Source organism: Novispirillum itersonii, assembly GCF_014205675.1.
GTDB classification, from domain to species: Bacteria; Pseudomonadota; Alphaproteobacteria; order Rhodospirillales; family Rhodospirillaceae; genus Novispirillum; species Novispirillum itersonii_A.
On sequence record NZ_JACIIX010000001.1, the window covers coordinates 221827 to 239610 of the forward strand.

The 17784-nt window shown below is 66.3% G+C and carries 17 protein-coding genes; 7 read left to right on the plus strand and 10 right to left on the minus strand.

What is annotated here, in order from left to right:
• Positions 1–44 precede the first annotated feature (44 nt).
• Positions 45–392, plus strand: coding sequence for a phasin family protein (locus tag FHS48_RS01020; RefSeq protein ID WP_184260242.1), 348 nt, complete (start codon positions 45–47; stop codon positions 390–392).
• A gap of 332 nt (positions 393–724) precedes the next feature.
• Here the strand turns inward: FHS48_RS01020 and FHS48_RS01025 are convergent, their stop codons facing one another.
• The 5 genes from FHS48_RS01025 to rsmI all read right to left on the minus strand — a co-directional run bounded on the left by FHS48_RS01025 (position 725) and on the right by rsmI (position 4352).
• Complete coding sequence (locus tag FHS48_RS01025; protein ID WP_184260245.1) at positions 725–1567, minus strand: SirB1 family protein; 843 nt, start codon at positions 1565–1567, stop codon at positions 725–727.
• Positions 1564–2193 carry a BON domain-containing protein gene (locus FHS48_RS01030; RefSeq protein ID WP_184260248.1) on the minus strand — a complete coding sequence of 210 codons (630 nt, stop codon included), beginning with the start codon at positions 2191–2193 and terminating at the stop codon, positions 1564–1566. The genes FHS48_RS01025 and FHS48_RS01030 overlap by 4 nt, the downstream gene beginning before the upstream one ends.
• Positions 2194–2287: 94 nt before the next feature.
• Complete coding sequence (locus tag FHS48_RS01035; RefSeq protein ID WP_184260251.1) at positions 2288–2659, minus strand: YraN family protein; 372 nt, start codon at positions 2657–2659, stop codon at positions 2288–2290.
• Positions 2659–3312, minus strand: a complete 654-nt coding sequence (locus FHS48_RS01040) for a glutathione S-transferase family protein (RefSeq protein ID WP_184260254.1) — start codon at positions 3310–3312, stop codon at positions 2659–2661. The genes FHS48_RS01035 and FHS48_RS01040 overlap by 1 nt, the downstream gene beginning before the upstream one ends.
• Positions 3309–4352, minus strand: coding sequence for a 16S rRNA (cytidine(1402)-2'-O)-methyltransferase (gene rsmI / locus FHS48_RS01045; protein WP_184260257.1), 1044 nt, complete (start codon positions 4350–4352; stop codon positions 3309–3311). The genes FHS48_RS01040 and rsmI overlap by 4 nt, the downstream gene beginning before the upstream one ends.
• 59 nt (positions 4353–4411) lie before the next feature.
• Here rsmI and FHS48_RS01050 point away from each other — a divergent pair, with 59 nt between their 5' ends.
• Positions 4412–5845, plus strand: a complete 1434-nt coding sequence (locus tag FHS48_RS01050) for a penicillin-binding protein activator (protein ID WP_184260260.1) — start codon at positions 4412–4414, stop codon at positions 5843–5845.
• 7 nt (positions 5846–5852) lie between these two features.
• Positions 5853–6506, plus strand: coding sequence for a helix-turn-helix domain-containing protein (locus FHS48_RS01055; protein WP_184260287.1), 654 nt, complete (start codon positions 5853–5855; stop codon positions 6504–6506).
• Between the two features lie 2 nt (positions 6507–6508).
• On the opposite strand, the gene FHS48_RS01060 is transcribed toward FHS48_RS01055, so the two are convergent.
• Both FHS48_RS01060 and FHS48_RS01065 read right to left on the minus strand, forming a co-directional pair.
• Positions 6509–6895, minus strand: coding sequence for a VOC family protein (locus FHS48_RS01060; RefSeq protein ID WP_184260290.1), 387 nt, complete (start codon positions 6893–6895; stop codon positions 6509–6511).
• Positions 6896–7032: 137 nt separating this feature from the next.
• Positions 7033–8046 (minus strand): glycosyltransferase family 9 protein, encoded by a 1014-nt coding sequence (locus FHS48_RS01065; protein WP_184260293.1) that lies wholly within the window; start codon positions 8044–8046, stop codon positions 7033–7035.
• A gap of 274 nt (positions 8047–8320) precedes the next feature.
• Here FHS48_RS01065 and ppa point away from each other — a divergent pair, with 274 nt between their 5' ends.
• Positions 8321–8854, plus strand: a complete 534-nt coding sequence (ppa, locus tag FHS48_RS01070) for an inorganic diphosphatase (RefSeq protein ID WP_184260296.1) — start codon at positions 8321–8323, stop codon at positions 8852–8854.
• A gap of 92 nt (positions 8855–8946) precedes the next feature.
• Here the strand turns inward: ppa and FHS48_RS01075 are convergent, their stop codons facing one another.
• On the minus strand, positions 8947–11142 hold the full coding sequence (locus FHS48_RS01075; RefSeq protein WP_184260299.1) for a methyl-accepting chemotaxis protein: 2196 nt from the start codon (positions 11140–11142) through the stop codon (positions 8947–8949).
• A gap of 269 nt (positions 11143–11411) precedes the next feature.
• Here FHS48_RS01075 and FHS48_RS01080 point away from each other — a divergent pair, with 269 nt between their 5' ends.
• On the plus strand, positions 11412–12593 hold the full coding sequence (locus tag FHS48_RS01080) for an acetyl-CoA C-acyltransferase family protein (protein WP_184260302.1): 1182 nt from the start codon (positions 11412–11414) through the stop codon (positions 12591–12593).
• A gap of 85 nt (positions 12594–12678) precedes the next feature.
• Here FHS48_RS01080 and serA read toward each other — a convergent pair whose 3' ends face one another.
• Positions 12679–13914, minus strand: a complete 1236-nt coding sequence (serA, locus tag FHS48_RS01085; RefSeq protein WP_184260305.1) for a phosphoglycerate dehydrogenase — start codon at positions 13912–13914, stop codon at positions 12679–12681.
• A gap of 193 nt (positions 13915–14107) precedes the next feature.
• Here serA and FHS48_RS01090 point away from each other — a divergent pair, with 193 nt between their 5' ends.
• Positions 14108–14578 (plus strand): RidA family protein, encoded by a 471-nt coding sequence (locus FHS48_RS01090; RefSeq protein ID WP_184260308.1) that lies wholly within the window; start codon positions 14108–14110, stop codon positions 14576–14578.
• Between the two features lie 777 nt (positions 14579–15355).
• On the opposite strand, the gene FHS48_RS01095 is transcribed toward FHS48_RS01090, so the two are convergent.
• A complete protein-coding gene (locus FHS48_RS01095) occupies positions 15356–16384 on the minus strand; it encodes a glycosyl transferase family protein (RefSeq protein ID WP_184260311.1) in 1029 nt (342 codons plus the stop codon).
• Positions 16385–16564: 180 nt separating this feature from the next.
• Between FHS48_RS01095 and FHS48_RS01100 the strand changes: the two genes are divergently transcribed.
• Positions 16565–17701, plus strand: a complete 1137-nt coding sequence (locus FHS48_RS01100) for an ABC transporter substrate-binding protein (RefSeq protein WP_184260314.1) — start codon at positions 16565–16567, stop codon at positions 17699–17701.
• Positions 17702–17784 lie beyond the last annotated feature (83 nt).

Consider the following 17784-nt stretch of genomic DNA (forward strand, 5'->3'; position numbering starts at 1 on the left):
GGACAGTGAGGCTGCTCCCCACCGCACTGATGAGGAGTTGCGCCATGCTCAAGACTTTCGATGACGTCGTCGCCTTCAACAAAGCCAACGTTGATGCTTTCGTTCAGGCTGGCACCAAGTTTGCCACCGGCGCCGAAGAAATCGCCAAGGAAGTGTTCGGTTACACCGGCAAGGCCTTCGAAGGCGCCGTTGAAACCTCCAAGGCTTTCACCTCCTGCAAGACCCCGGTCGAAGTCGCCCAGCTGAACCAGAAGCTGGCCAAGGACAACTGGGACGCCGTCGTCGCCGAAGGCACCAAGCTGGCCGAAATGGCCACCGTCGTGACCAAGTCGGCGTTCGAGCCGGTGCAGGCCCGTTACAAGGCTGCCTTCGACTCCTTCTCCGGCAAGTAAGCTGCGCCGGGATCTCCCGGGGCACTTTGACGGCTGAAACACAAACCCCCTTCCGGGCCGGAAGGGGGTTTTGTTTTGTCTGCAACGCAGACGGGCCGGGCCGGAAGGGGGGTTTGTTTTGTCTGCAACGCAGACGGGCCGGTCCGGAAAGGGGTTTTGTTTTGTCTGCAACGCAGACGGGCCGGGCCGGAAGGGGGGTTTGTTTTGTCTGCAACGCAGACGGGCCGGTCCGGAAAGGGGTTTTGTTTTGTCTGCAACGCAGACAGGCCGGGCCGGAAGAGGGGTTTGTTCTGTCTGCGATGCAGACAGAAGCGATCAGCGGCAGCCGGGGCTCAGGGCCGCCCCTGCCCCAGTTCCTGCACCACTTTGGCAATGCGGTCGCGGTCGGTCCCGTCCGGGGCCAGCGTCAGGTAGACATCCAGCGCCGCCAATGCCCCGTCGAGATCACCCAGACGCATATGCATCAATCCGCTTTCCCGCCACAGCCAGTGGTCTTCCGGGGTCACCAGCAGCATCCGCTCCACCGTCGCCAGCGCGGTCTGGTAATCCCCGGCCTGAAGCGCCCGCAGCTTGATATTGGCCTGAAGGCGGATTAGCACCTCGCGGTTGCTGACGGCCGCATAAATGGCCGGGGTCAGCTCCGCCTCCGGTCCCTCAATCGCCTTGACCAGACCGCGCAGGTCCGCCACCGACAGTTCCGCCCCGTCGTGGAACGGATCAAGGATCACCCGCTCGCCATCCTCGCCATCCACCCGGATGATGAAGTGTCCGGGAAAATTCAGGCCCTCTGCCGTCCAGCCGACCGAGCGGGCCAGCGCCAGATACAGGATCCCGAGACTGACCGGCAGGCCGCGCCGCCGCTCCATCACCCGGATCAGGTCGGCATTGTCCGGATCCTCGTAGGTCTCCGCGTCGCCATGATAGCCGAAGGTCTCGACCAGAACCGCCCGCAGCAGCGCCCCACGTTCCTGCGCGGGCTCCGGCGCTCCGGCGGTGGCAACCCGTTCTTTCAGGGTGGCATACAGCAGATCCAGATGCGCCTGCGCCGCCTTCAGGTCCCGCCCGGGGCGGGCGGCATCGGCCAGCGCCAGCGCCGTCAGCGCCAGATCAATCTCCGCATCCTCACCATCCGCCAGCTGGTCCAGAACCCATCCCGTTTCCCGGTGCTGTGTCATAAGGGCCTCCTGTCGGACGGCTTCCGCCGTCGCGGATCATTTTTCAGCCAGATCAGGTCAACGACCTGCCGGACATATTCCGTGGACCGGCACCAGTCGAGCACCCGGGTCCGTTCCTCGGCATCCTGTGCCAGACCGATCACGTAGACGGTCCGGTCCACGACGCCGACCTTGTAATTCACCGCAACGATGCGGCTGTCGAACATCAGCGACGACCGCAGCTCTCCGGCGATGGCAACATCGCGGGCGAGATCGGTCGACTCATCGGCCCGGATCCGGATGTAGTCAAGAACCTGAATCACATCGGGCTCTTCCTTCGCCAGCCGCACGGCAAGGGCCTTGCGGTCGGCATCCTTCAGGACCCCGGTCAGCAGCACCCGCCGCTCGAAGACCGTGACGTCAATATCCGTCATCAGCCCGGCATCACTCTGGAAGAACCGGCCGGTAATCCCGGCCTTGATGGCGGTATCATTGGCGGTGCCGTCAACACCGCGCTCCTCGATGGCGGCGGATCCGACCGTCGCCACCGCCGATGCCGCCATGCCAATCGGGGTGCAGGCGCTGACCGACAGCAGCGGCAGCACAGCCAAAGCACACAGCAGCGGACCGGTTTTTGATACCTTCATAGGCAGCAGAATAAAGGGTTTTTGGCGTATCGCCAGCCTTTATTCCGGCCGGATCATTCCAGCCCGCTCCACCTCGATCAATCAGGCCAGCCGATCAATCCCCCGGCCGCCACGCATCGGCCAGATGGTGCGGACGCCCGAAGGAGGGCACCGCAATCACATCAAACCGCACCTGCCGCTCCGCATACTGCGGATTGAGGGCCAGCCACGCCTGCGCCCCGCGCTCGATCCGGCGGCGCTGCTCCGCCGTGATCGACTCCAGCGCCGCCTCCACCGTCGGGCGGGCCTTGACCTCGGCAAACACCAGATACGGCCCCCGGGCGACAATCAGGTCCACCTCCCCGGCCCCGGTGCCCCGGCCGGAGGTAAAGCGGCGGGCCAGAACCGCCCAGCCGAGAAAGCGCAGGGTCAGGGCGGCGACTGTCTCAGCCCGCCGACCGGCGGCATCGGCAGATCCCCGGGCCATCACTCTTCTCCCGCCGGAAGACCGTTGCGGCGCCAGACCTCCGCCAGCTCCGGCAGGGCCCATACCCGCTGTGCCACCGCCCACAGGGCCGGGGCCTCGGCGGCAAACCACTCCGGCCCCGGTGTCCAGCGGACCATCACCGCCGCATAGAAATCCAGTGCCGACATCCGCCCGCCCAGACACCACGGCCCGGTCACCGCCGCATCCCACAGCCGGTAGGCCGCCAGCAGACGGTCGCGCATCTGCACCGAAAAGCCCTCCCGCGCTGCCGGATCCGGCACCAGCGTGTCCGCCCGGTCCATCACCGTATAACAGGGGTAAATGGCGCTGTTGATGAACAGCAGCCAGCGCAGGAACGCCGCCCGCTCCGGGGCCTGCGGCGGCGGCACCAGACTGCGCTCCGGCGCGGCCATGTCGGCCAGCAGCAGGGTAATCGCCCCGCTTTCGGTCATCAGGGTCCCGTCCGGCAGGATCAGGGCCGGGATCTGCCCCAGCGGGTTGATCTGCCGCAGCCGCGCCGCGGCAGCCGGATCCTCGAACAGATGCCCGACCGGGATGAACGCGGTCGGCAGGCCGTACCAGCCCAGTTGCAGATCAACGATGGCCGAGCCCCAGCCGGGTTGTCCATACAGGGTCCAGAGACCGTCCGTCATGCGTCACGCTCCGCTGCCAGTTCCAGCGCCCGGTTATAGACATCGCGCTTTTTCAGGCCGGTGACCGACACCACCTCCGCCGTGGCATCCCGCACCGACAGCCGGGCCAGCGCCGCCCGCAGCAGGCCGTCCAGATCCAGCGTTTCCGCCGTTTCCACCACCACCTCCGGCGGGGCGATCACCACCACCGCCTCGCCCTTGGGGGCTCCGGCAGCGGCATAATGGGCGGCCAGCTCGGTCAGCGGGGCGCGGCGGACCTCTTCATGCAGCTTGGTCAGCTCGCGGCACACCGCCGCCTCGCGCGGGCCGAACACCGCCGCCATCGAGGCCAGACTTTCCGGCAGGCGGTGCACCGATTCATACAGCACCAGCGTTGCCGGAACGGTGCGCAGGCTGGACAGAAACTCCTGCCGGGCCTTTTCCTTCGACGGCGGAAACCCGGCGAACAGGAAGCGGTCGGTCGGCAGGCCCGCCACCATCAGGGCGGTCAGCAGCGCCGAGGCCCCCGGCACCGGCACCACGGTCAGGCCCTGATCGCGGGCCTCACACACCAGCTTGAAACCGGGATCGGACACCAGCGGCGTTCCGGCATCGGACACCAGCGCCACCGCCTCGCCCGCCGCAATGCGGGACAGCACCTGTGGCCGCATCCGTTCGGCATTATGCTCATGATACGGCAGCATCGGGGTGCTGATGCCCAGACGGCGCAGCATCGCCCCGGTCACCCGGGTATCCTCGCAGGCCACCACCGAAGCTGCGCCCAGCACCTGACAGGCCCGGCGGGTGATATCGCCCATATTGCCGATCGGGGTCGCCACCACATACAGTCCGGCAGGCAGCGATGAGGGCTGTGGTTTACTTGCGTCGCCGCCGACGGTAGCATCATCGCCGCCGGGGGTCTCATCCCCGAAGTCGGATTCTGTATCGGAGAGGTCCCGTGACATCTGCTGCTGATCGTGCTGTCCCGTCCCGTCGTCCCGGGTCATCGGACCGGAAACTGTATGCGGCGGCACCGGATCAGGCTGGTTCGGGTCGGTCACGGGCGGGGGTCCTTCTCACGGGGCGGAACGGAACGGCAGAGGAAAACCGCTGGCAGCGGATGCCCGGCAGGGCCGCGCTGGCAGCGGCGCTGTCGGCCTGCCTGCTGGTCGGCGGCTGCCAGACCACCACTTCGCTACCATCCTGGATGAACGGTGGGAAGAGCGAAAGCGCCCCACCGGCCCAGCCGGCCCCGGCCAAGACCGCAACGCTGCCCGCCCCGGCCACCACACCGCCGCAGGGGGTGCCGCAACCGGCCCCGGCCCCGGTCGCCCCGCAACCGGCGATGACCGCCACCGGCGAGCTGCTGCCGACCACCCTGTCCACCGATCCCGCCGCCGACCCGACCGCCGTCCGGATTGCCCTGCTGGCCCCGCTGTCCGGCCCCAGCGCCGCCACCGGCCAGTCGCTGCTGAACGCCGCCCAGCTTGCCCTGTTTGATGCCGGGAACAGCGCCGTCACCCTGAAGCCCTATGACACCAAAGGCACCCCTGACGGGGCCGCCACCGCCGCCACTGCCGCCCTGAACGACGGGGCGGTGCTGGTGCTGGGGCCGCTGTTCGCCTCCTCGGTGACGGCGGTGACCCCGACCCTGAAGGCCGCCCATGTGCGGGCGCTGGCCTTCTCCACCGACCCGCAGGTGGCCAGCCCCGGCGTCTACGTCAGCGGTATCCTCGCCAGCGAGCAGGCCCGGCGGGTGGTGGCCCATGCCCGGGCGCAGGGTATCACCCGCTTTGCCGCCCTGTCGCCGGAAGGGGCCTTCGGGCGCTCGATGGTCGCCGCCTATGAACAGGCGGTGATCGCCTCTGGCGGAACGCTGGTGAAGACCCTGTTCCATGCCCCGGGCGAGGACCTTCAGACCAAGCTGAGGGCCTTCACCGATTTCGACACCCGCGCCGCCACTCTGGCCGCCCAGAAGAAGGCGCTGGAAGGCAAGACCGATCCGGCCTCTCTGGAAGCCATGGCCCGCCTGCAGACGCAGGACGCCACCGGCCCGCTGCCGTTCGAGGCCCTGCTGATGACCGCCAGCGGCACCCCGCTGAAGGAAGAGCTGGCGGTGCTGTCGGTGTTCAACGCTGATGGCCGTTCCGTGCGCCTGATGGGGCCGATGCTGTGGAACGACCCGGCCCTGCTGCGGGATCCCGGCCTGAGCCGGGCGTGGTTCCCGGCGGTGCCGCAGGCATCCTTCAAGGCGTTTTCCCAGCGTTATCAGCAGGCTTTCAACGAACAGCCGTCGGTCCTCAGCGCCCTTGGCTATGACCTGACCGCGCTGGCGGCGGTGCTGGCCCGCCAGAGCGGTGGCCGCGCCTATGTCGATTCGGTGCTGACCCAGTCCGGCGGCTTCGCCGGGGCCAACGGCCTGTTCCGCTTCCGCCCCGACGGCGGCAACGAACGGGCGCTGGTGATGATGGAAAACACCGCCAATGGGCCGGTGGTGGCCGGGGAAGCGGTCAGCAGCTTCACCGCCGCTGACGCCGCCAAACCGGCGTTCTGACCGGCGGATGACCTCATCCTCCGGCCTGTCCGTCCGCTGGAGCCATACGGTCAGGCAGGATCAGACTGTTGTGGTCCTGCCTGACGGCTGCCGCGATATTCTGATCCGTCAGTCGCCGCAGGGGCAGGTCAGCGTAACGTTGACGGACTGGGATTTCGGCCCGCGCCCGGTGCGGCTGGAGGCCGGAACCCGGGTGACCGGCCACCGGCTGCGCCCCGGTGTCAGCATCCCACCATCCCTGCTGGCGGTTCTGGCCGCCGACCTCCACCGCACCGGCTCCTGTGCGGTGGAACAGGCCATCGCCGATCAGGCCCGTTTCCTGCCCGACCTTGACGGACTTCTTCCCGGCGGCGACCGCCTGCTGCCCGGTAATGACCGCAGCAAACGCACGGCGCAACGGCACTTCCGCGCCCTCGGCCTGCCGCCGCCGGGCCTGTGGCGGCAACTGGGCCGGGCCCGCCACACCGCCCGGCTGCTGGGGACGGAGCCACACATCCCCCTTGCCGATCTGGCCGGGCTGTGCGGATACAGCGATCAGGCCCACATGACGCGCGATCTGACCCGCTGGTTCGGCTGCTCCCCCGCCGCCCTGCGCCGGAACGCCACGATGCTGGCGGTGCTGGCGGAGCCGGGATTCGGGAACTGGGACCTCAGGGCCTAAGATCAGGCTCCGGGCACCGGGGAACACAGTTCCACCAGATAACCGTCAGGATCACTGACATAGGCTGTGGTCTGCCCCCAGTCCTCCTGCCGCACCGGCTGGACCGCTGCCGCACCGGCAGCAAGGGCACGGTCCAGTGCCGCCGCCACATCGTCGGTCTCAAAGGCAATCTCAAACACCGGGGCCTCCCGGCGGGGACGGCCCGGCGTCTTGCCCAGATCCCGCATCAGCCGCACCGAGGAAAAGGCCAGCCGGGTTTCCCCCGTCGCCAGTTCCCCATAATCGCCGCCCTCGTGCAGAAAGCGGCGGGTCAGGCCAAAGGCCCGTTCATAAAACGCCAGAGAGGCGGCAACATCCTCGACAAAAAGGATCGTATAGCGGAACTGCATGTCAGGCTCCTGTTGCGGGAACACTCTCTCCGGCGGGAAATTCCGGTTTACCGGAGAGAGTTCTGTGAACAGGGGCCAGCATTCCCGATCCGTCCGGATCCGGTCTTGAAGAAAGGCGACAGCACGGGGCGGGGGGATCAGGCCAGAAGGGCGTTGATCCGGTCCGCCACCACCGCCACCGGAATGTCGGCCATGGCACTGCCGCCGCACTCCTGCGCGGTGATGACGCAGCCGCGCCGGGTCAGCGGGGCAAACTTCTTCGGGCTGGTCGGGCCATACAGCACCACCACCGGCGTCCCGGACGCCGCCGCCAGATGCCCGACCCCGGCATCGTTGCACACCACCGCATGCAGGTGCCCAGCCAGCGCAATGGTGACAAACGGGGTCAGCCCCCGCCCGTCAATCAGCCGGGGATCCTGCAACGGAAACAGCGCCTGCGGCACCTGTTCCTGCAACGCCGTCTGCCACTCCAGTTCCGCCGGGCCCAGCAGGATCACCGGCACCCGCCCGGCCTCCGCCTGCCGGCGGGCCAGCGCCACAAAGGAGTCCTGCGGCCAGCACTTATGCCGCCCCCCCGCCCCCGGGGCCAGACCGACCAGCGGCACGCCCTGCGGCACCACCGCCGCCGTCGCCGCCCGCAGCTCCTCCGGGACCGGAATCAGGGACTGGTCAGGGGTCGGCACCGGCACCCCGGCAGCCTGCTCCAGCAGGTCCAGCATCTGGCGCAGCATCGCCGCCGGGCGTTTGCCCTTGGCCGGACGGCAACCCCACGACGACAGCGCCCCGCGCACCGCCGGGGACACCAGCCGCCGGTGCGGCAGCCGCTTCAGGGCCAGCGTCGCCGCCGGTCCGCGCTGGGTATCGATGATCAGGTCAAACCCCCGCCCGTCCAGCGGACGGGACCGCAGCAGATCCCCCCAGCGGGTCGGCACATCGGCCTGCTCGATCACCTCGTCGATCAGGCCCGCCACCGCCGGGGCCAGCACCCCGGCAAACACCGACCGGCCCTGACTGGCGGCCCATGTCACCCGCGCCTGCGGCCACAGATCCCGCAGCGCCCGCAGGAACGGCATCTTCAGCAGGCCGTCCCCGATCAGATCCAGCCCGACATGCACCAACACCGTGCGCGGCTGAAACTCCGCTGTCCGCATCCGTTTTTCTCCTGTCCCGCCCCCTGCCGCCGGACCGGCGGAGGCACCCTTCAGGGATACTCCCCTACCACAGGCCGCCGCCGGGAAAGAGGCGAATTTTGCGGGTCCGGCAATTTTACAGGGGCTGCAAATTCGCCGTCGCATCCGGCGGACGATACCGTTAGGATACCGCCGCCGAACCGGGGCGGACCCGTCTCCCACCCCCGGACCCGCCGCCAATCAAGCAGACCCGCCCGAACCGGGGCCGGGATGCAATGTCTAGAGGGCTATGTCCATGGATATCAAGAAGATCCCGATCGGGAAGGATGCGCCGCGCGACGTCAACGTCATCATCGAGATTCCGCTGCGCAGCGATCCGGTGAAGTACGAAGTCGACAAGGAAAGCGGCGCCATGTACGTCGACCGCTTCCTGCACACCGCCATGCACTATCCGTGCAACTACGGCTTCATTCCGCACACCCTGTCCGACGACGGTGACCCGGTCGACGTGATGGTGGTCGGCAACATGCCGGTGGCCGTGGGCTCGGTGATGCGCGTCCGCCCGGTCGGCGTGATGTTCATGGAAGACGAATCCGGTGGCGACGAAAAGATCCTCGCCGTGCCGCATTCCAAGCTGCACCCGTACCACGACGACGTGAAGAACTACACCGACCTGCGGGAAGTTCTGCTGCGTCAGATCGAACACTTCTTCGTCCACTACAAGGATCTGGAAGAAGGCAAGTGGGCCAAGGTTTCCGGCTGGGGCGATGCCGCCGCCGCCGAAAAGGCCATTGAGGACGCCATCGAGCGCGCCAAGGCCCAGGGCTGAAGAATCAGCCCCAGTCCTATAGGTGGCTGATTGCTCAGCCTGTGCGTACAGAAAACCCGGCCCCGCCCAGCGGAGCCGGGTTTTTTGTCGCCTTATCCGGTCTGCACAGACGCCAGAAAGGCATCCACCTCCTGCGACAGGGTCTTGGCCTGCGCCGTCAGGCTCTCCGAAACCTGCTTCAGGGCCGTTGCCTCGCCGCTGGTCGATCCGGCCGCCATCCGCAGGCCGTCAACATGGCTGGCGGTCTGCTGACTGCCCCGGGCCACCCCGGTCATGGTGCGGGCGATTTCCTCGGCCGCCGCCGTCTGCTGCGACACCGCCGCCGCGATCTCCGCCGTGGTGCCATCCATGGCGGCAATCACCGCGCGGATCGCCGCCACCGCCCGGACCGAGGCATGGGTAGCCTGCTCCATCTCCACCAGCTGGCGGGAAATGTCACTGGTGGCACGGCCGGTCTGGGTGGCCAGATTTTTCACCTCTCCGGCCACCACGGCAAAGCCCTTCCCGGCCTCTCCGGCGCGGGCGGCCTCAATGGTGGCGTTCAGGGCCAGTAGGTTGGTCTGGTCGGCAATCCCTGAAATCAACGAGGCCACCGCCCCGATATTGCGGGCGACATCCTCCATCGAGGCAATCACCCCGACCGTCGCATCCGCCTCCCGCGTGGCCTCCGCCGCCACATCCGCCGCATGGCGGACCCGGTCGGAAATGCTCAGCGCCGAGGCCGACAGCTCTTCCACCGCCGCCGCCACCGTCTGCACCGCCGCGTTGACCTCCTCGGTGGTTTCAAGGGCCGCCGTACTGCGGTCCAGCGCCATCGCCGCCGTATCACTGAGGCGTCCGGCCCCGGTATCCACCGCGCTGACCCCATCGGCCACGGTTTCCACCACCCGCTTGACGGTCGCCTCAAACCGGTTGGCGAGCCGGACCTGCCGGGTCACCGGCTGCCAGATCATCATGGCGGTGTCATAGCCGCCACCGGCCCCATGTACGGCGGAGATCCGCACCGCGAACACCTCAGCCCCAATGCTGACCCGGCATTCGCGCGGCAGGCCGGTGCCCTGCGCGATCGCCTGCCGGTCTGCCGGATCAAAGGCGTACAGATCCGACAGAGCCCGGCCGGTCCAGTCCCCGGCGGCATCGGGCAGCCCCAGACCGGCAATCATCGCCCGCCCGGCCCCGTTCAGATAGACCAGACGCAGGCTGGCCGGATCAACGGTGATCACCGGACTGGTCATATCCTCCACCATCTGCATCAGCCGGAACGCCCGCTGCACATCGCTGTTCAGCTTATCGACCGTGGCAACCACCCGTCCGACCTCACTGCGGTCTTCCGGCCACCCCTGAAGGGAGACCGGCTGTCCGGCGGCCACCTGCCCCATCCACAGCCGCAGCTGCCGCAGGAAGCCGCTGATCCCCCGCGCCATCACCGCCGCCACCAGCAGGGCCAGCACCGCCAGACCGGCACACAGGCCAACCGTCAGCCGGTATTCCGCCTCCAGGGCCGCCGTGCGGTCCCGCAGCATCACATCCAGTCCTTTTTCCGCAGCGGCCCAGCCATCCGCCACCCGTGTGGCATGGCGGGCCAGCTCGGCCTGCACGCTGGGGTCCGGGGGGCCGCCCAGCCGCTCCAGCAGGGCGGTGGCCGAGGCCACCACCGGCTTCAGTGCCGGGTTTAAAGTCCCGTCAAACACGGTGGCACTGGCCGGGGTCCGCCCGTTGGCAAGGGCGGTTTCAATGCGGGCCACATCCGCCTGAAGCGCTCCCTTGGCCATGGCCACCGCCATCCGGTTGGCTTCCGTATTGCCCTGCGTCAGCGCCGCCACCCCCGCCTGAAGGGCCTGCGTGTTCCGGCCCATCGAAATCATGGCATTGATGGTCAGATCCATTGCATAAAAAGTAGGCACTTCTGGATCAAGTGTCAAATTTGAGGCATCCGACACCGCCAGAATGGCGGTTGCCAGCGCTGCCAGCCGCTCCGCCGGATCCGACCGCCCAAGGGTCGCCTTAAGGTCGGAAAAACCTTTTCCTGTCAGATATTTGCCCCCATCCGACCGCTGCACCGCCGCCAGACCGGCCGCCGCATCCGGATCCTGACCGGACAGCACCCGCACCGCCATCTGCCGCATCGGTGAAACAGCGGTCAATCCTTCGCTTTCCGCGACTGTAAAATCGAGCTGCTCCTGATACTTACCGATCAGCGCCACCAGACTGACCACCAGCGGCACCACAAAAGCCGCACATAACAGCGCGACTTGTGTGGAGACCGATATTTTTCTGAGCACTTTCATACTCTTGTGTCCCTTACAAGAGCAACGGATCCCGCACCGTGTCCCCGCGGGTCATGACCGTCACTGAGCAATGATTATTCTGGTTTGTTGCACGGCCTTTCTGACCGTGTTTGCATCAAATTCAGCAAATCTCATGCCACGCCCCTGCCGCCTTTTTCAGCAGCGCGAATTGCATCCACCGGCCCAATCAGGCATACTCCCCGTACTTACAGTTCACTTTAACGATCATAGCATCACAACAGGCCAAACCGGCTTCACAGGAGTCCGCCATGACTGAATCCGTCGTTATCCTCGGGGGTGCCCGCACCGCCATCGGTACCTTTGGCGGCAGCCTGAAAGACCAGACCCCGTCCGATCTCGGCGCACTGGTCATCGGGGAAGCCCTGAAGCGGTCCGGCGTGACCGGGGCCGACATCGGCCATGTGGTGATGGGCAACATCATCCATACCGAAGCCCGTGACATGTACGTCTCCCGCGTCGCCGCCCTGAACGCCGGGATCGCGCAGGAAGCCCCGGCCCTGACGGTCAACCGTCTGTGCGGATCCGGCCTTCAGGCGATCATCTCCGCCGCCCAGACCATCATGCTGGGGGACTGCACCGCCGCCGTCGGTGGCGGCACCGAGGTGATGAGCCGGGCCGGATACCTGATGCCCGCCGCCCGCTGGGGCGCCCGCATGGGGGATACCGCCGTGGTTGACATGATGCTGGGGGCCCTGTCCGACCCGTTCGGCGGCGGGCATATGGGGATCACCGCCGAGAACGTCGCCGACCGTTACGGCTTCACCCGCGACGAGCAGGACGCCTTCGCGGTGGAAAGCCAGCGCCGGGCCGCCGCCGCCATTGCCGCCGGACGCTTCAAGGACCAGATCGTGCCGGTGGTGACCAAGACCCGCAAGGGCGAGGTGGTGTTTGACACCGACGAACACGTCAAGGCCGACACCACCACCGAGACCCTCGCCAAGCTGCGCCCGGCCTTCAAGAAGGATGGCAGCGTCACCGCCGGGAATGCCTCCGGGATCAACGACGGCGCCGCCGCCGTGGTGCTGATGGCGGAGTCTGTCGCCAGCCAGCGCGGCCTGACGCCGATGGGCCGGATCGTCGCCTATGGCCACGCCGGGGTAGATCCGGCAGTGATGGGCATCGGCCCAATCCCGGCGGTGCGGAACGCCCTTAGCCGCGCCGGTCTGACCGTCGCCGATCTGGACGTGATTGAATCCAATGAAGCCTTCGCCGTGCAGGCCTGCGCCGTGTCGCGCGACCTTGGGCTGCCTGCCGAGAAGGTCAATCCCAACGGCGGGGCCATTGCACTGGGGCATCCGGTCGGGGCCACCGGGGCGATTCTGGTGCTGAAGGCCCTGTACGAGCTGCACCGCACCGGTGGCCGCTACGGCCTGATCACCATGTGCATCGGCGGCGGTCAGGGCATCGCCCTGATTGTCGAGCGGCTGTAAAGCTCCACATCTTCCTTCCGGAAGCACAAACCCCCGCCGGATCGCTCCGGCGGGGGTTTTCGCATTCAGCAGACCACAGCGGCGGTCAGAGCAGGAAGCGGGTGCGGATGGTGCCCGGAATCGCTTCCAGCGACCGGCGCACGCCCTGCCCTTCTTCCAGCGACTGCTGGACATCGACCACCACGTAACCGACATCGCCTTCGGTCCGCAGATACTGGCCGGTGATGTTGCAGTTCCGTTCCGACAGCACTTCGTTGATCCGGCTGAGGATCCCCGGCTGGTTGTGGTGGATGTGCATGAAGCGCGAGCCGACTTCCTGAAGCGGCAGCTGCACTTCGGGGAAGTTGACCGCCCCGAGGGTGGAGCCGTTGTCGGAATACTTGACCAGCTTTTCCGCCACTTCGGTGCCGATGTTGGCCTGAGCCTCCAGCGTCGAGCCGCCGATGTGCGGGGTCAGGATGACGTTGCGCAGGCCCCGCAGCGGGCTGAGGAATTCATCCCCGTTGGCCGCCGGTTCCTTCGGGAACACGTCGATCGCCGCCCCGGCCAGATGGCCGGAGGTCAGCGCCGCCGCCAGCGCGTCGATATCCACCACGGTGCCACGGGCAGCGTTGATGAACAGCGCCCCCTTCTTCATGCGGGCGAACTGCTCCGCCCCCATCATGTTGCGGGTCTTCGGGGTCTGCGGCACATGCAGGCTGACGAAATCGGAGTCTGCCAGCAGCTCATCCAGCGTCGCGCAGGACTGGGCATTGCCCAGCGCCAGCTTCTCGACGATATCGTAATAGCGGACCCGCATACCAACCGCCTCGGCCAGAATCGACAGCTGGGTGCCGATGTGGCCGTAGCCGACGATGCCAAGGGTCTTGCCGCGCACCTCACAGGCACCGTCAACCGCCTTCAGCCAGCCGCCTTCATGGGTGGACCAGCTCTTTTCCGGAATGCGGCGGGCCAGCATGATCACTTCGCCCAGCACCAGTTCCGCCACCGACCGGGTGTTGGAATAGGGGGCGTTGAACACCGGGATCCCCAGCTTCTGGGCGGCGGACAGATCCACCTGATTGGTGCCGATACAGAAACAGCCGATCGCCATCAGCTTCTGGGCACAGTCCAGCACCTCGGCGGTCAGCTTGGTGCGGGACCGGATACCGATCATATGCACGTCGCGGATCGCTTCCTTCAGGGCATCGGAATCCAGAGCACCCTTGTGGGTCTCCAGCGTCACGTAGCCGTGATTGGAAAAATGAGCGATGGCGTTGGGGTGAATGTTCTCCAGCAGCAGGACTTTAATCTTGTCCTTCGGCATCGAAAGCTTGCTCACGGGCGCCTCTTGGTCGAAAACAGGCAGCGTGGCCGGACCCAGTCCGGGAATGGCTGCACAGGTGGGCCGATGTGGTGGCAGCATTAGCACACCCCCGCCGTCGCCGGGAGCATTATCTTTCGGCATGACGGTATACATCATGCGCCCTATGCACATGGCTGGCGCTGTAACCAACAAGCTCGGAGCTTCAAACATGAGTGGTCAGATCGACTCCCGCCTCGCTGAACTCGGCATCGACGTGCCGCAGGCCGCCGCCCCGGTGGCCAATTACGTCGGCTGGGTCCGCACCGGCAATCTGGTCGTCATTTCCGGTCAGCTGCCGCTGAAGGACGGCAAGGTCACCACCACCGGCCTGCTGGGCCGCGATGTCAGCGTTGAGGACGCCGCCGTTGCCGCCCGCCAGTCCGGCATCAACATCATTGCCCAGCTGCGCGCCGCCTGCGGTGGCGATCTGGACAAGGTGGTGCGCATCGTCCGCCTCGGCGGCTTTGTGGCCTGCACCCCCGACTTCACCGACCACCCGAAGGTGATCAACGGCGCGTCGGACCTGATGGTGGACGTGTTCGGCGATGCCGGGCGCCATGCCCGCGCCGCCGTCGGCTGCCCGTCCCTGCCGCTGAACGCGGCGGTGGAAGTGGATGCGCTGGTCGAGATCCGCGACTGAGCCAAACACCGGATACCGGCCTGACGCGGCCGCAGGGCCAATGCAGGCCAAACCGCAGCACGGGGGAAGGCAGACGCTTTCCCCCGTTTGTATTTGTGCCCCACACCTGCCGGTGCCCCGGGACACGGCAGGACCGGAACAGGCGGCGCAAAAGCAGAAACCGCAGCCTCTTACCCAGAGGCTGCGGTTTCGGCAGCAGGATCGAAATGCCCGGTCGTCAGAGACACCGCCGTGTCCGGGCGGTGCTTTTACCGTTACCAACGCCGGATCCCGTCAGGATCCGGTACCGGGGGCTGTTCTTTATCAGGCAGGTGCGGCTTTCCCCGCGACCGTCGCTTTGGCGTTACCCTTCGCCGCTGCGCCGGTCCTGTTCTTCAAAGAACTCCTCGAGGTCACTGGGACCGAGCATTCCACATCTCCCATTCGGTGCGGTGGGCCAGACCATCCGGCCCCTTGCGACTGACCGGCGGAACCGCCGGGGATCGAACCACATTCCGCAGGCCTGCGCCCTTGGACCTCCCGTATTTTTTATAACCTGTCAGAACCGCTGTCGCGGCCTGAACCGACTTTTATTATCGAACCCTCAGTCTTACCCGGACTGTCGGCTCATCGGCTTTTCAGGCTTGCTGCGCTGCCGCAGCGTTTGTCTGTGGAAAGAGATTTCTCAAATCTGACACATCTTGTCAAACCACAAACTTCACGGTTCTGAAGTTTTTCAGACTGAAATCTTAAAATCCTTTTTAATCATTAGGTTAAACCAGATCCAGTATCAGTTCATTAACCCTTATAAAGGGATTTGTCTCTATTTTTCCACCAGAGATCTGCCATGTCCTGCGCTGCGGCAACTGTCTCCGCACGGCCAATAAGTTTTATAACGATAGCGACAGTCCCGGTGACGGACAGCTGCGCATAGTCATTCTCCCACCCCCCAGACCACAGGGCCGGAAGACGGGTCAGATCCAGAGACTCCTCCTTTGCCTGCACCACGCCGGGCAGCAGAACCGGCCATTCCGTCTCGATTTCCCGGCCATTTTCGAGACCATGCACCACACAGGGTTTGGTCGGACGCCGCTCCGCCTCTCCCCCTTCGCCCTTGAACACCGCCAAGGACGGCTGCCCCAGCAGGCGGGCGGTTTCGCGGTGCACCGGAAGATAGGGTGGGTGCGATACTGAAAGTAACTGATGCGGCGCCGAAAAGATGTTCAGGGCCCGCCCGGCGGTGTGCAGGGGCGACCGCACCCCCAGCAACGACCGCAGGGCCATGAGGGCATCCAGCCGGGAATCAATCACCGGCAGCGGCGCATAGGCAAAATTACGGGCAGCCAGATCGGCACAGACATGCCCCAGCGTCCGGCTGACCGGAACGCCCAGCGCCGCCAGCGCCTGCGAGGTATAGGTCCGCCCGGCGGTATGCCCTTCCGCCCCATGCATGAAAACCCGGACGCCATTGGCGGCCAGCAGCAGGGCCGCCAGCACATACCATGGCTCCTGCCGCGCCTTTCCGGCCCAGCTGGCCCAGTCGAGATCGACCACAGGCCGCGGCGACGGCAGATTGACCAGCCGCGAGCGGATCCCCCGGATCATCCCGGCCAGTTCCGCCGGGGTTTCCGTCTTCACCCGCAGCAGGCACAGGAACGCCCCGAGCTGCACCGGATCCACCTGCCCGTCCAGAATCATCGTAAAGGCCTGTTCGGCCTCGGCTTCCGTCAGCGGGCGCGACAGGTTCGGCCCCTTCCCCAGCGCCCGCACGAACGGGGCGAACGGGTGGTCTGCCCCGCCAGAGGGCGGAACCAGCGTGGATGTCATGGTGTTTCTCCGGAAAAGAGCAGGTCCTGCATATGTCCCGCATTTTCTGCGCCGACACAATGGCAGGGGTCTCCCAGGAGGTGGGTCAGACGCACACTCTCAATTGCGAATGCGATTGATTCTCACTTTTAGCCCTGCTATAGGTCCGCCACTGTTTTCTATGGGCTTTCGGATCACATGATGCTGTCACTTCTCCCCACCCTGCGGCGGCTGACCGTCGCCGCCACCGTCGTTGCCGCCACCGTCACCGCCCTGTCGGGGCTGTCCCGGCAGGCCGCCGCCGAACAGAAGACCATCACCGACGTTCTGGGCCGCACCGTCACCGTCAACGCCCCGCTGAAGCGGATCGTCCTTGGCTTCTATTTCGAGGACTTCATGGCGGTCGGCACTCCGGCGGCCTATGATTCGGTGGTCGGCATCTCCCGCGAGGCGTGGGAAAGCTGGGTTCCGGCCAACTGGGCGATGCACACCGGGCACCGCCCGTCTCTGGCCCAGATTGCCGACGTCGGGGAAGTGGAGGTCCAGAGCTTTTCCGTCGAGAAGGTGCTGAGCCTGAAGCCGGATGCCGTGGTGCTGGCCGACTGGCAGTACAAGGCCCTTGGCCTTGACGCCGACCGGCTGGAAGAGGCTGGTGTCCCGGTGATCGTGGTCGATTACAACGCCCAGACGCTGGAACGCCACGTCGCCAGCACGCTGGTGCTGGGCGAAGTAACCGGCCAGAGCGCCCGCGCCAAGGAAATCGCCGCCTTCTACAAGACCGCCGTCGAAGACGTGCAGAAGCGCGTTGCCGCCGCCAAGCAGGCCAAGCCGCGCGTGTATGTCGAGTTCGGCAACAAGGGCCCGGCGGAATATTCCTTCACCTATGGTAAGAACATGTGGGGGGCCATTGCCACCGCCGCCGGGGGCGACAACATCGCCGCCCCGTTCGTGGAATGGTGGGGGCCGATCAACCCGGAACAGGTTCTGGCCTCCAAGCCGGAAGCCATTTTCCTGTCCGGGAATGAGTCGAAGAAAAACCCGGCCTCGATCCGCATGGGCCACGGCGTTGATGCCGCCGAGTCCAAAGCCCGCCTGCAAGGCTATCTGAGCCGTCAGGGCTGGGCCGATCTGCCGGCGGTCAAATCCGGCGCGGTCTATGCCGTCTATCAGGGCGCCAGCCGCACCCTGTCGGACTTCGCCATGGTGCAGTTCTTCGCCAAGCAGCTGTATCCGGCGCAGTTCAAGGATATCGATCCGGTGAAGAACTACCTCGACTACTACGCCCGCTACCTGCCGGTGCAGCCGAAGGGCACCTTTGCGGTCTCCCTGAAGGACTGATCCGCCACCGTGTGGTTTCCGCTGGGGCCGGTCTGCTGACCGGCCCCTCTTTCCGTTTACCGTACAGCCTGTCAGGACTTCGT